The following is a 12,916-nucleotide window of genomic DNA, read 5'->3' on the forward strand; positions in this document are numbered from 1 at the left end:
GTTCCCTGATCTTCATGATCGCCCTCGGCGCGATCGTGCCGACCGAGTTCCCGAAGCAGCTGTTCATGATGCTGGTGATCGGCCTGTTCAGCTGGCCCTCCCTCGCCCGGATCACGCGCGGCCAGACCCTCGCCCTGCGGAACCGCTCCTTCGTGGTCGCGGCCGAGGCCGTCGGCGCACCGCCCGGGCACATCCTGTGGACCGAGATCCTGCCCAACCTCGCCTCGACGATCACGGTGGTCGCGACCATGTCGATCCCCGCAGCGGTCACGATGGAGGCCGCGCTGTCCTTCCTCGGCGTCGGCGTCCCCCCGCCCACCCCGTCCTGGGGGCGGGCGATCGCCTCGGCCATCGGGTGGGTCCAGGTCGACCCGTGGTACCTGCTGGCCGCCGGCATCTCCCTGGTCACCGTCACGCTCGCGCTGAACATCTTCGGTGACGGCCTCCGCGACGCCCTCGACCCCCGGCTGGTCGGTGAGCACCTGTGAACAGCACCGTCCGCTGGACCCTCACCCGCCTCGGCGGCATCGTCCTCGTCCTTCTGATCGTCACCATGGTGACCTTCGCCGTCTTCTACATCCTCCCGGCCGATCCCGCCCAGCTGTCCTGCGGCAAGCCGTGCACGCCCGACCACCTGGCGCAGGCCCGGTCGGTGATGGGGTACGACCAGCCGATCTGGGAGCAGTACCTGCGCTACCTCGGCGGCATCTTCACCGGCCGCACGTTCGGGTCGGGCGGCGCCGCGATCCACTGCCCCGCCCCCTGCCTGGGCTGGTCGTTCACCCAGCAGCGGACGGTCACGTCCCTGATCGCGCAGACCCTCCCCGTCACCGCATCGATCGCGGTGGGGGCCGCGGTGCTGTGGTTCATCGTGGGCGTGTCGGCGGGAGTCGTGGCCGCCCTGCGCCGCGGGACCGTCGTCGACCGCGTGGTGATGACGGTGGCGATCGTGGGCGTCTCGACCCCGGCGTACCTGGTCGGGCTCCTCGCCATCCTGCTGTTCGGCTTCATCCTCAACGTCGTGCCGGTCAGCGGGTACGTGCCCTTCGCCACGTCCCCCGCGCAGTGGGCGTTCCACCTGGTCACCCCCTGGTGCGTGCTCGCCTTCATCTCCGCGGCGATGTACGCGCGGATCACCCGCGGCCAGATGCTCGACGTGCTCGGCGACGACTACGTCCGCACCGCCCGCGCCAAGGGCCTCGGCGAGGCGCGGGTGATCGGACGCCACGCGCTGCGCAACGCGCTGATCCCCGTCGTGACGATGTTCGGCCTCGATCTCGGCGGGCTCCTCGGCGGTGCGGTGATCACGGAGAAGGTGTTCTCGATGTACGGCATGGGGGCCCTCCTGATCGACTCGGTCAGCCACACCGACCTGCCCGTCATCACCGGCATCACGATCGTGTCCGCCGCCTTCATCGGCATCGCGAACCTCGTGGTCGACCTCACCTACAAGGCCCTCGATCCTCGTGCGTGATCGCGCACGAGCCACCTGGAAGAAGGAAATGGAAATGGGAACCCGACAAGTCCTCCTCGCTGCCGGCGCCGCCGTCCTCGCGACGAGCCTGGCCGCCTGTGGAGGGGCGAACGACTTCTCGACGGGATCGTCGTCCGCGACGGCCGCCGCGGCGTCCGCAGCCCAGAAGGGTGGCACCCTGACCATCCTCACCTCCGCCACGACCGTGAACCTGGACCCGGCCAAGAGCTGGAACCTCGCCACCACGACCCTCGGCCTGCTGGACCGCCGGCTCACCACCTGGAAGGTCGACCCCACCGGCGACCCCCAGGTGGTCGGTGACCTCGCCACCGACGCGGGCACCCCGTCCGACGACGGCAAGACGTGGACCTACACCCTCAAGGACGGGCTGAAGTTCAGCGACGGCTCCCCGATCACGTCGGCCGACGTGAAGTACGGGATCGAGCGCACCTACACGCCCGAACTCGCCGGCGGCATCGGCTACCACAAGGCCCTGATCGCCGACAGCGACAACTACAAGGGGCCCTACGACGGCAAGGAGCTCAGCTCGATCGAAACCCCGGACGCGAAGACGGTCGTCTTCCACCTCAACCGGGCCTACGGCGACTGGCCGTGGATCGTCTCGACGACCGCCACCGCGCCCGTTCCCGAGGGCAAGGCTCCGGCCGATACCTTCGCGAACGCCCCGATCACCAGCGGGCCGTACAAGGTCGACTCCTACACCGCCGGCGGCGAACTCGTGCTCAGCCGCAACGAGAACTGGGACGCGTCCACCGACCCGGTGCGCACCGCCGGTCCGGACAAGATCGTGTTCAAGCAGGGCCAGAGCCGACCGTGGAGGCGCAGACCCTGATCGCCGACGCGGACGCGGACAAGAACAGCTTCAGTGCCGACTTCGTGCCGCCGGCCCAGCTCGCCCTCGCCCAGAACAACGCCGAGGCGAAGTCCCGGCTGGTCACCTCCAGCGCGGGGGCGGTCGAGTACCTCGCCCTCAACGTGAAGAGCCCCAAGCTGAAGGACCTCAAGGTGCGCCAGGCCCTGGAGTACGCGATCGACCGGCAGGCGTTCATCGTCGCGGCCGGCGGCTCGCTCGCCGCGGAACCGGCCACCACCCTGATCACCCCGGGTATCCCGGGGCGGGAGGACTTCGACCTGTACCCGGCGGGCGACTCCGGTGACGTCGACAAGGCGAAGCAGCTCCTCACCGAAGCCGGCGTGAGCAACCTCTCCCTGACGCTCATCGTGACGAACGACGACACGTCGGTGAAGAAGGCGCAGGCGATCCAGCAGGCCTACCAGAAGGCCGGCATCGAGGTCGTGATCAAGCCCGAGGACCAGGACACGTGGACCTCGGACGCCACCGGCGACTCCGCCAGCGGGTACGACATCTCGCTGAGCTCCTGGCAGCCCGACTACCCGTCGGCGGCGGCCAACATTCAGCCGCTGTACGACTCCAGCCAGATCGGCGGCGGGAACTACAACATCTCCCGCTACACCAACGCCGACGTGGACGCGGCGATCGCCAAGGCGTTGGGCACCACCGACTCGGCATCGGCGAACAGCCAGTGGGGGGCGATCGACAAGCAGATCCTCGCCGACGCGCCCGTCGTCCCGATCGTCTACGACAAGAACAGCTTCCTGCACGGCTCCGGCGTGGAGAACTTCTACATCGGCGCCTTCCCTGCCTACCCGGTCTACACCGCGGTCTCGCTCAAGCAGTAGCTGATGGTTCCCTCGCCTGAACCCGCCTCCGCGGCGCAGGCACCGCTGCTGGCGGTGCGCCGGCTCGGCATCGAGTTCCACACTCGTGCCGGGCGGCGCACCGCCGTCCGCGACCTCGACCTGACCGTCGAACCTGGACGTGTCCTTGCCCTCGTCGGCGAGTCCGGGTCGGGGAAGTCGGTCACAGCCATGGCCCTCCTCGGGCTGCTCCCGCCGACCGCAGAGGTCACCGGCAGCGCGGTCCTGGACACGCCCGAGCGCGGCCGGGTCGAGCTGATCGGCGCCGACCCGGGCACCCTCCGCTCGGTCCGCGGACGGCGCATCGGCACCGTCTTCCAGGAGCCGTTCACCGCCTTCAACCCGGTCCTGCGCCTGGGCGACCAGATCGTCGAGGCGATCCGCGCGCACCGGCCCGTGGCGCGCGCGGAGGCGCTGGCCGAGGCGCTCGCGCTGCTCGAGCGCGTCGGCCTCCCCGACCCCCGCCGGATCCTCCGCTCCTACCCGCACCAGGTCTCCGGAGGCCAGTTGCAGCGGACGATGATCGCGATGGCGATCTCCGGACGCCCCGAACTCCTGGTCGCCGACGAGCCCACCACGGCGCTGGACGTGACCGTGCAGGCCGGCATCCTCGACCTGCTCCGCGAACTCCGCGATGACCTCGGCACCGCCATCCTGCTCATCACCCACGACATGGGCGTGGTGGCCGACATCGCCGACGACGTCCTCGTCCTGCGCAACGGCGTCCTTCAGGAGACGGGGACGGCCGGGGCGGTGTTCTCCGCACCGCGCGCGGACTACTCCCGGATGCTCCTCGCCGCTGTCCCCCGCGTTGACCTGGCCGGCGCGGGACTGGACGCCGCCGCGGCCTCGCCCGCGGACGGCGGAACCGGTGGGGCCGCCGCCGAGGTCCGCGGGCTCACCGTCAGCTACGGCGCCGGACGGCACCGCCTGGACGCCGTCGACGGCGTCGACCTCGCCGTCCCCACCGGCCGGACGCTCGGGCTCGTGGGCGAGTCCGGGTCGGGCAAGTCCACCCTGGGCAGGGCGCTGGCCCGGCTCGTCCCCGCCGCCGAGGGCAGCGTCATGGTCGCAGGGCACGAACTCGGGTCGCTGTCGGCGTCCGACCTGCGCAGAGCGCGGGCCCGGATCGGCTTCGTGTTCCAGAACCCGGCCGAGGCCCTGAACCCGCGGGCCAGGGTCAGCGCGATCGTGGCCGAGCCGCTCGCCCTGCACACGCGGCTGGGCCGGACGGAGCGCAGAGAGCGGGCGGCCGCGCTGCTGGCGCGGGTGAGCCTTCCCGCCGACGCGATCGACCGGCATCCGCACGAGCTGTCCGGAGGGGAACGCCAGCGGGTGGCGATCGCCCGCGCGCTCGTCCTCGAACCATCGCTGGTGATCGCCGACGAGCCGACGAGCGCCCTCGACGTCTCCGTGCAGGCCACCATCCTCGAGCTGTTCGCCGAACTGCAGCGCGAGCTGGGCTTCAGCTGCCTGTTCATCAGCCACGACCTCGCCGTCGTCCGCGCGGTGTCCCAGGAGGTCGCGGTGATGCGGTCGGGCCGAATCGTCGAGCACGGCCCCACCGATCGGGTCCTCGGCGCCCCGCGCGATCCCTACACCCGGGCACTGCTGGCCGCGGTGCCCGTTCCCGATCCCGAACTGCAGCGACGGCGCAGGGACGCCGCCCGGCGCGACCGGCTTCCCGAGGAGGAGACCCGATGAGCACAGCACCGCAGGCCTGGCGGGAGTGGCGGGAGCGGCGACGAGCCGAGTTCGCCGAACCGCACGGCTGGTTGAGCGTCACCACCCTGGACTGGCTCGCCGAGCGGCCCGCCGCTGTGCCCGGCCTGCCCGGCCTGTGGTGGGCGGACGCGGGGGGCTTCCACGTCGACACGGCGAACGCTCCGGGGACGGTGCTGGTCGACGGAACGCCCCTGTCCGGGACCCTGCTCTGGGACGGCACCGGAGCGGCGCCCCGCGTCGAGCAGGACGGCCGGGTGTTCGAGCTCCTCGTCCGCGGTCTGGGGCGCAGGGCCGTCCGGGTCCGGGATCCCGAGGCGCCGGCGCTGCGCGGCTTCCGGGGCATCCCCGTTCACGACTACGACCCGCGGTGGCGGATCACCGCCACCTACCGGCCGTACCCGGAGGTGCGGGCGGTGACCGTGGCGTCCGCGCTCCCCGGTGTCGAGCACCAGCAGCGGGTGAGCGGTGCCGTCGAGTTCGAGGCCGACGGCGCGCGCCACGTCCTCGCGGTGAACGACGGCACCTGGATCGCCTTCGAGGACGCCGGCGACCCGTCCAACCACCACGGCCGCTGGCTCGACGTGGACACGACGGGCGACGGCCCCGTCGTGCTCGACTTCAACTTCGCGGAGAACCCGCCCTGCGCGTTCACCTCCTTCGCGACGTGCCCGCTCCCGCCCGCCGGCAACATCCTCGCGGTCGCCGTCCGGGCCGGCGAGCGGGACCCCGGCAACGCGAGCTAGACACTCCGGACACGACAGAGGGTCCCGCCGGCCGGAGCCGACGGGACCCTCTTCGCTGTTCAGTCGAGCAGGTCGGCGTACAGCGGGGTCGACAGGTAGCGCTCGCCCCAGTCGGGGGTGATCACGACGATCGTCTTGCCCGCGTTCGCCGGGTCGGCGGCGAGGTCGGCGGCGGCTCGCAGCGCGGCACCGGACGAGATGCCCAGCAGGAGGCCCTCCTCCTTCGCCACCCGGCGCGCCCACTCCAGGGCGTCGTCGGAGCTCACCTTGATGATGCCGTCGAAGGCGTCCCTGTCGAGGATGGACGGGACGAAGCCGGGGCTGATGCCCTGGATTTTGTGCGGCCCCTTCGGCTCGCCGGACAGCACGGCGGACTCCGCCGACTCCACGGCGTACAGCTGGACGCTCGGCTTGCGCTCCTTGAGCACCTGGCCGACGCCGGTGATGGTGCCGCCGGTGCCCACGCCGGACACCACGATGTCGACCTCGCCGTCGGTGTCGTTCCAGATCTCCTCCGCGGTGGTGCGGCGGTGGATGGCGACGTTGGCCTGGTTGTCGAACTGGTGGGCGACGATCGCACCGGGGGTGGCGGCCGCGATTTCCTCCGCCTTCCGGTTGGCGCCCGGGACGCCGTCGGCGGCCGGGGTGAGGACGAGCTCGGCGCCGAAGGCCCGCAGCACCGCCCTGCGCTCCTTCGAGAACGTCTCGGGCAGGGTGATGATCACCTTGTAGCCGCGGGCCGCACCGACCCACGCCAGCGCGATGCCGGTGTTGCCGGAGGTGCCCTCGACGATCGTGCCGCCGGGCTGCAGCGAGCCGTCCGCCTCGGCCGCGTCGATGATCGACACCCCGATCCGGTCCTTCACCGAGTTGGCCGGGTTGTAGTACTCCAGCTTCGCCAGCACGGTGGCCGGGCTGTCGCCGTAGAGCCGGTTGATCTTCACCAGCGGGGTGCGGCCGATCAGCTCGGTCGCATCCTTGTAGTACGCCATGGGTTGTTTCCTTCTTTCCTGGTCAGGCTTCTTTGTTGTGGTCGGTTCAGGGATCAGGCCGCGGCGCGGCCGGACACGGCTTCGAGGGCGGTCAGGACGTCGGCCCTGCGGGCCGCGCCGACGATCCGGCGCTGGACGACGCCGTCGGCGTCGAGCAGCAGGACGGTCGGCGTGCGGGTGATGCCGAACTCCTCGACGAGGTCGAGGTGGGTCTCCGCGTCGAGGTCGACGTGCGCCACCTTCGGGTCGGTGCCGGTCACCTCGGCGAGCAGGCGGTGGGTCGCGCGGCAGGGAGCGCACACGGCGGAGGAGAACTGGACGAACGTCGCGTCCGAGCCCAGTTCGCTGCCGAGCCGCGACGCGTCCAGCCGCGGCGCAGACGAGGTCGCGACGGCGCGGACGCGTCCGTCCGTCAGCCTCCGGTAGCCGCCGAACGCGAGGGCGAGCGCCACCGCGGCCACGACGATCCACACTCCGGTCATCGGGGCCTCAGCTCGCCGTCGCGGCGTTCGCGCCGCCGAGGACCCGCTTGCCGAGGAGGTACAGCTCGCAGCCGAGGCAGAAGTCGAACACGGCGTTCAGCAGGGCCGCGACCAGGGCGAATGCCACCGCGACGTAGAACAGCACGGGCAGGCTGAGCAGCCAGCCGGCAAGCCCGGCGAGGGCGAACACGAGCCCGACCGTCTGCGCGAACCGGGGCGGACGCGAGTCCTCCAGCTCGGTGGGCGGCGCGAGCCTGGGCCGGACGAACCGGCGGTAGATGATCCCCCACGGCTGGGCCTTCAACCCGAGCAGGGAGCCGGCGGCGAAGGCGAGCGTCTGGATGACCAGGAGCACCAGCCCGACGACCGAGGTCGGCCCGAGGATCAGGATCAGGGCGAGCAGCACCGCGGTGATCACGGCGCCGAAGCGCGGGCTGCGCGGGTCGATCTGGTCTGCGGCGGGTGCGGGCGTGGTGGGCATGAGCGGTCCTCGGGAGCGTCGGTGGGAGGGCGTGGGCCCTGACAGCACATCCCGCGGCGTACCGGCGGATTCAGGATGGTGGTGACCGGAGTTCTGCGGCAGCGCAGCGGTCAGGATGTGGTGTCGGGCGGATCAGCAACAGCGACAACACAGACACACGCACGCCAAGGCCACCCGGGTGGCAGCAGGTGCGGTGAACATGTTGAAAAGGGTAGCACCTCTCCTCGGAGTGCGACCACGCGTCGGGACCCGGCGTCTCATCTCCCGGGCCGCGCCGGTCCCGGCACCTCGTTCGGCCGTCCCCGCGACGGGGCGTCAGCGCCGGAAGGTGAGGTGCATCGTGCCGCTCGGAGCTGCGTCCGCGGAGACGGTGTACCCGGTCTCCCACTCGCGCAGGTCGTCCCAGAGGCGGACGCCGCGGCCGAGGAGGATCGGGACGATCGCGACGTGGAGCCGGTCGACCAGGCCGGCCTTCAGGAAGTCGCGCACCACGCTCGGGCCGCCTCCGATCCGGACGTCCCTGCCGCCGGCGACCTCGAGCGCGCGCTCGAGCGCCTCGGCCGGCGTCGCCGTGAGGAAGTGGAAGGTGGTGCCGTCCGCCATCTCGATCGGGGGCCGCGGGGCGGTGTGGGTGAGCACGAACACGGGGACGTGGAAGGGCGGCTCGTCGCCCCACCATCCCTTCCAGTCGGGGTCGTCGGGGAAGCTGTGCAGCCCGAACATGCCCGCGCCCATGATCTCGGCGCCGATCTCGGCGAAGTAGGCCTGCGCATAGTCGTCGTCGACGCCGGTCGTTCCCTCCCCGCTCGTGTCGTGCAGGACGCGCTCGCGGAACGTCCGGGTGGCCACGTAGCTGGCGACGAGCCGCTGCCAGTCCTCCCCGATGGGATTCTCCGGCGTCTGGTCGGTCGTGGCCGCGAACCCGTCCAGCGAGATGTTCAGATCGACACGGACCGCCATTCCTGCCTCCTCGGGCACGTTGCGAGCCGCCATCACACCATCCGCCGCTGCGCCCCTGTCAAGGCCGCGGACGCGCGCCGTCCACAGCCACCCTTCCCGCTCGACAGCCACCTCTCCCGTCGAGAGCCCGTGTCCAGACCATGGCCCTCGACGCGAACAGAGGCCCTCGATCGGGAAGGGTGGCGCTCGATGCGGCCCCACACCGTCCCGGCCGGCCTGTGTGCGAGGGCAAGGGGCCTGCGCGACGCCCGGCCCATGCCCACGCCGGCCGTCGTGACGCGATCCGTCCCTCGAACGCGTCCCTCCTGCCCCTGACGCAACGATCCAGCCGTCGAGTGGCGAGATCGCGTCAGCATCCCGGGAGTTCGGGTGCGGCGCGGGTGGGCGGCGCGGTGAGGGGCCGCATCCGGCACAACAACGAGGGCCGCGCGACACCCCTGACGTGATCCTGCCGCGGAAGGCGCGAGTTGGGGCGGCGGGAGGCTTGTGGGACGCGGAGGGTGGCGAGATCGCGTCACGGGTGCCGGCAGGAGCTCTCCGGGCGCCGAGAGCGTGCCGTCACCGGGCCGGCAGCCAGACCCGCATCGTGCACAGGCCCTCGTTCCCCCAGTCGTGGTACGGGATGAGGAGGAGTTCGCCGGTGGTCGCAGCGGCCGGTGCGGCCTCGCCCGGTTCGTAGGGCCAGGCCGACCCCGCGGGGGACGGCCAGTCGGCCGACACCCGCACACCGGAATCCGCCGGCACCGGGGCCACGTCGGTACGCACGACCACCCCGGCGAGGTCGGGCGCGGACGCGTCGTCCGCGACGCTCTGCGCGCAGTACACGACCGGGCCCCGCTGGACGGCGACGCACCCGCGGATCGCGTCGATCCGGGGGTCGGGGTGAACGAAGACGGCAGCCATCGGCAGGTCGAGGACGAGTTCCTCCCCCGCGGCGAAGTCGCCGGTGAGGCTGATCGTGGCAGCGCCCTCGGCGTCCACGCGCTCGCCGGTGCCGACCCGCATCAGGGTCGCCCCGCCCGCCCAGTCCGGCACGCGGAGGGTCAGCGTCCACGGCCGCCCCGCCGCCTGCTCGACGACGACCTTCACCGCTCCGGCGGACGGGTAGTCGGTCTCCAGCCGCACCCCGATCGGCGCGCCGTCGGGGAGCGCGGTCCGGATCGTCGCCGGCACGAACTGGTGCACCTGCAGCCCGTCCGCGTCGGTCGTGGCGACGAGGCCGGCGACGCTGGCCAGCGTGCGGGCGATGTTCGGCGGGCAGCAGGACACGTCGAACCAGGGCGCGCGCAGGCTGGAGAACGCCCGCGGCGAGGCCGCGTCCGGGTCCGGCGCGACGCCCGGGTCCCTGCGGTGCAGCGTGTTGGTGTAGAAGAAGCGGTCTCCGTCGTGCGAGACCGCCGCGGCGACCACGTTGTACAGCACCCGCTCGATCTGGTCGGCGTAGCCCGCCCCTCCGGTGGCCAGCAGCAGCCGCCAGCTGAACATCGTCGAGCCGATAGACGCGCAGGTCTCCGCATAGGCCCGGTCGGACGGCAGCTCCCAGTCCTCGCCGAACGCCTCGTCCTGGTAGTGCGAGCCCTGCCCACCGGTGAGGTAGGTGCGCCGCGACTGGGTGCGGGCCCACTGCCGGCGCAGCGCGGCCAGCAGGTCCGCGTCCCCGGTCTCGACGGCCACGTCCACCGCGCCGGCGGAGAGGTAGTTCGCCCGGACGGCGTGCCCGCGCAGCACCTCGGCCTCACGGACGGGGATGTCGTCCTGGTAGTAGGCGCGGCCCCACTCGTGGTCCGGCAGCGTGCCGTGGCCACGGCGCTCGACGAACAGCCGGGCTTGCTCGACGTAGCGCGCCTCGCCGGTCAGCCGGCCCAACTCGGCCAGTCCGACCTCGACCTCGGCGTGGCCGCACACCGCGGCGATCCCGCCCTCCCCGAACACGTCGCAGACCAGGTCGGCCGCGCGGACGGCCACGCCGAGCAACCCGTCGTCGGCGCCCGGCGCGGTGCGCCCGCGCGCCACCGCGGCCTGGAACAGGTGGCCCAGGCAGTACAGCTCGTGTCCCATCGCCAGTTCCGACCACCGGGCGCCCTGCCCGGGCCGGCCGAACCGGGTGTTCAGGTAGCCGTCGGGCTCCTGCGCGGCCGCGACGCGGGCGACGGTGGCGCGGAACCGCTCCTCCAGCGCCGCGTCCGGCTCGTTCCCCAGCTGCCAGGCCGACGCCTCGAGGTACTTGTAGATCTCCGAATCGGAGAACTCCCTGCCTCGGCGGCCGTCCGGCAGACCGCCCCGGGCGGCGAGGTCGAAGTTGCCCAGCCAGCCCTCGCGCTCCAGCCACGCGAAGATGTGCGGCAAGGTGGCGGACGCGTTGGTCCGCTGGCGTTCGGCCCAGAACCCACCGGTGATCCGCACCTCGTCGGTGCCGAGCGGACGCAGTCGTCCCGTGCTCGGGCACACGGGCGCAGCAGGGACGCGGGTGATCGGCATGGTCAGCCCTTCAGCGCGCCGGACATGAACCCGCGCACGTAGTGTCGTTGGAGCAGGAGGAAGAGGATGCAGCAGGGCACGGCGAGGATGACCACGCCGGCCTCGGTGGCGCCGTAGTCGATGATCCCCTGCACCTGGACGCGGAGGTTCGAGACCGCCAGCGGGAGCGTCATCTTGTTCGTGTCGTTGATCAGGATCAGCGGCGCCATGAAGTCGTTCCAGGCCGCCAGGAACGCGAACAGCCCGACGGTGATCAGGCCCGGCTTCACGGCCGGTAGCAGCACCCGGACGAGCACGGCGCCCGAGGAGCAACCGTCGACGAGCGCGGCCTCGTCCAGCTCCCTGGGAACGGCCTCGAACGAGATCCGCATCATGAACACCGAGAACGGCAGCTGGAACATCGTCAGCACCAGCGCGACCCCGACCAGCGAGTTCTGCAGGCCGACCCGGGTCAGCAGCACGTACAGCGGGATCAGCAGGGTCGCGTAGGGCACCATCAGGATCGCCAGCGTCCCCATGAACAGCAGGTTCTTGCCCGGGAAGCTGAACCGCGCGAACGCGTACCCGGACAGGGTCGAGACCAGCAGGGTGAGCAGCACGGTCAGCAGCGCGACAAAGGCGGAGTTGAACAGGTACACCCAGATCCCGGCCTGGTAGTTCGCCAGCGTCACGTAGTTCGCGAAGCCGAAGCCGTCGGCCTGGGCGGTGCCCGCGCGCGGCGAGACGGACGCGACCGCCGTCCACACCAGCGGGAACAGGAACAGAATCGCCAGGCCGCCGGTGACGACGTAGTAGGGCGTGCGCAGCGCGATGCCGGCCAGGGACGTCCCCGAGCCGCGGCGGGCGGGGGTCGGCGCGAGCGTGGTCGTGGTCATGGCGTTCACTCGTCCCCACCGGTGTTGAAGGCGCGCAGCTGGACGACATTGATCGCCACCAGCGCGAGCAGGACGATCACCGACAGCGCGCCGGCGACGCCGAGGTCGTTCATGCCCTGGAAGGCCATCGAGTAGATCAGCTCGACGACGGTGATCGTCGAGTTGTCGGGGCCGCCCTTGGTCAGGATGTAGAACTGCTCGAAGGCCAGCAGCGAGCCGGTCACGCACATCACCGTGGTCAGCGCCAGGGTCGGACGCAGCAGCGGGATGGTGATGAACCGGAACACCTGCCAGCGGGACGCCCCGTCCACCCGCGCGGACTCGAAGACGTCCATCGGGATGCCCTGGAGCCCGACGAGCATCAGCAGCATGTAGAACCCGGCGAAACGCCACACGATCAGGAACGTCGTCGACAGCAACGCCGCGTTCGGGGTGCCGAGGAAGCTGAACCCGGTCCGCTGCATGACGTCTGCGAACGGGCCGGCGATCGGCGAGTACAGCACGTAGAACAGCAGCGACGCCGAGGCCAGCCCGAGCGCGCTGGGCAGCAGGAAGGACGTCCGCAGGAAGCCCTTCCAGCGGCTGGTCTCCTGGACCAGCAGGCCCAGTCCCAGCCCGATCCCGATCAGCAGGACGGTGGCCAGCACGGTGTACTTCAGCGTGAACACCACCGAGTCGGCGAAGAGCCGGTGGTTGACCGCCTTCACGTAGTTCGCGGGGAAGTTCCAGCCCTGGTTGCCGGCCAGCAACGGCCACTTGGAGGCCGACATCTGCACGACCAGCAGCAGCGGCAGGACGAACAGGCCGACCAGGAAGACCGCGTTGGGCAGGGCGTACAGCCCGCCCACCCACGAGCGTCGCCGGTGTCGGCGCGGGCCGGCGGCCGTGCCCGTCCGGTTGGCGCGCGCGAGCGCCGCGGGTGCCGACATGGGAGTACCTCTTTCAGGAGTGGACGACCGGTGCTGC

13 protein-coding genes are annotated in these 12,916 nt (G+C 71.6%); 6 read left to right on the forward strand and 7 right to left on the reverse strand.

What is annotated here, in order from left to right; all coding sequences use genetic code 11:
* Positions 1-14 precede the first annotated feature (14 nt).
* From QM779_RS07990 to QM779_RS08015, 6 genes are read left to right on the forward strand one after another with little or no spacing between them, the layout of a single operon-like run.
* The gene (locus tag QM779_RS07990) at positions 15-488 is read left to right on the forward strand and encodes an ABC transporter permease (RefSeq protein ID WP_428533970.1); all 474 of its coding nucleotides are present in this window, start codon (positions 15-17) and stop codon (positions 486-488) included.
* A complete protein-coding gene (locus tag QM779_RS07995) occupies positions 485-1,474 on the forward strand; it encodes an ABC transporter permease (protein WP_428533972.1) in 990 nt (329 codons plus the stop codon). The genes QM779_RS07990 and QM779_RS07995 overlap by 4 nt, the downstream gene beginning before the upstream one ends.
* A 34-nt stretch (positions 1,475-1,508) precedes the next feature.
* Complete coding sequence (locus QM779_RS08000; protein WP_428533974.1) at positions 1,509-2,327, forward strand: ABC transporter substrate-binding protein; 819 nt, start codon at positions 1,509-1,511, stop codon at positions 2,325-2,327.
* Positions 2,309-3,196, forward strand: coding sequence for an ABC transporter substrate-binding protein (locus QM779_RS08005; protein ID WP_428533976.1), 888 nt, complete (start codon positions 2,309-2,311; stop codon positions 3,194-3,196). The genes QM779_RS08000 and QM779_RS08005 overlap by 19 nt, the downstream gene beginning before the upstream one ends.
* 3 nt (positions 3,197-3,199) lie before the next feature.
* On the forward strand, positions 3,200-4,918 hold the full coding sequence (locus QM779_RS08010; protein WP_428533978.1) for a dipeptide ABC transporter ATP-binding protein: 1,719 nt from the start codon (positions 3,200-3,202) through the stop codon (positions 4,916-4,918).
* A complete protein-coding gene (locus QM779_RS08015; RefSeq protein WP_428533980.1) occupies positions 4,915-5,682 on the forward strand; it encodes a DUF1684 domain-containing protein in 768 nt (255 codons plus the stop codon). Before QM779_RS08010 ends, QM779_RS08015 begins: the two co-directional genes overlap by 4 nt.
* Before the next feature lie 59 nt (positions 5,683-5,741).
* On the opposite strand, the gene cysK is transcribed toward QM779_RS08015, so the two are convergent.
* The 7 genes from cysK to QM779_RS08050 form a co-directional block, all read right to left on the reverse strand.
* Positions 5,742-6,674, reverse strand: a complete 933-nt coding sequence (cysK, locus tag QM779_RS08020; RefSeq protein ID WP_428533982.1) for a cysteine synthase A — start codon at positions 6,672-6,674, stop codon at positions 5,742-5,744.
* 53 nt (positions 6,675-6,727) lie between these two features.
* Positions 6,728-7,156 carry a thioredoxin family protein gene (locus QM779_RS08025; protein WP_428533984.1) on the reverse strand — a complete coding sequence of 143 codons (429 nt, stop codon included), beginning with the start codon at positions 7,154-7,156 and terminating at the stop codon, positions 6,728-6,730.
* A 7-nt stretch (positions 7,157-7,163) separates the two neighbouring features.
* Positions 7,164-7,637: a DUF4395 domain-containing protein gene (locus QM779_RS08030; RefSeq protein WP_428533986.1), complete on the reverse strand. Its 474-nt coding sequence runs from the start codon at positions 7,635-7,637 to the stop codon at positions 7,164-7,166.
* 315 nt (positions 7,638-7,952) lie between these two features.
* Positions 7,953-8,597 (reverse strand): dihydrofolate reductase family protein, encoded by a 645-nt coding sequence (locus tag QM779_RS08035; RefSeq protein WP_428533988.1) that lies wholly within the window; start codon positions 8,595-8,597, stop codon positions 7,953-7,955.
* A 558-nt stretch (positions 8,598-9,155) separates the two neighbouring features.
* On the reverse strand, positions 9,156-11,075 hold the full coding sequence (locus QM779_RS08040) for a glycoside hydrolase family 127 protein (RefSeq protein ID WP_428533990.1): 1,920 nt from the start codon (positions 11,073-11,075) through the stop codon (positions 9,156-9,158).
* Between the two features lie 2 nt (positions 11,076-11,077).
* Positions 11,078-11,950, reverse strand: coding sequence for a carbohydrate ABC transporter permease (locus QM779_RS08045; protein ID WP_428533992.1), 873 nt, complete (start codon positions 11,948-11,950; stop codon positions 11,078-11,080).
* A 5-nt stretch (positions 11,951-11,955) separates the two neighbouring features.
* Positions 11,956-12,879, reverse strand: a complete 924-nt coding sequence (locus QM779_RS08050; protein ID WP_428533994.1) for a carbohydrate ABC transporter permease — start codon at positions 12,877-12,879, stop codon at positions 11,956-11,958.
* Between the last annotated feature and the right edge of the window lie 37 nt (positions 12,880-12,916).

Source organism: Propionicimonas sp., from assembly GCF_049840635.1.
Taxonomy (GTDB): Bacteria; Actinomycetota; Actinomycetes; order Propionibacteriales; family Propionibacteriaceae; genus Propionicimonas.